The organism is Bartonella sp. LB28NMGDW, assembly GCF_042194435.1.
GTDB classification, from domain to species: domain Bacteria; phylum Pseudomonadota; class Alphaproteobacteria; order Rhizobiales; family Rhizobiaceae; genus Bartonella; species Bartonella grahamii.
In genome coordinates, this window is sequence record NZ_JBHIMX010000167.1 from 1 (window position 1) to 557 (window position 557).

1 protein-coding gene is annotated in these 557 nt (G+C 41.3%); it reads right to left on the reverse strand.

Annotated features, from left to right (window positions below; all coding sequences use genetic code 11):
- On the reverse strand, window positions 1-546 hold a 546-nt coding region (locus ACFIKG_RS09830), incomplete at its 3' end, for a hypothetical protein (RefSeq protein ID WP_375652256.1).
- Window positions 547-557: the final 11 nt, after the last annotated feature.

Sequence of the window (557 nt, forward strand, 5' to 3'; positions counted from 1 at the left end):
AGTTGAGATTCTTTTATCGCCATCAATCCAGTCGTCCCAACATACACATGCTTCACCGTAAATTTTTGCATGACCGTAAACATGCGCATCACCGGAAACTTCTGCATTGCCGTAAACACGCGCCCTATCATAAATGTATGCCTTTTCGTAAACTTGTGCATTGCCATAAACTTCTGCATTATCAAAAACGTGCGGTTCACCGCAAATATATGCATCACCGTAAACTTCTGCATCACCGTAAATGCATGGTTCATCGCAAACTTCTGCTTTGCCATAAATACGAGAATTGTTGTAAACATGTGCATAACCGTAAACTTGTGCATTTTCGTAAACCAAGGCATCACCAAAAACCTTGGCATAACCATAGACTTTTGCATCATCACCTACCCAACAATCACCTTCATGACTTAGGTTGTCTTCTTTCTCGATATAGCCTCCTAAATCACCTTTCTCGACGTTTCCAAAGTCTCGTAATGCGCGAATGCGGTGGAGAGTTTTGCCCCCAACTTCGATTGTTTCATCAGTAAATTCGTATTTTTTTTCCATGGTTTATTGCC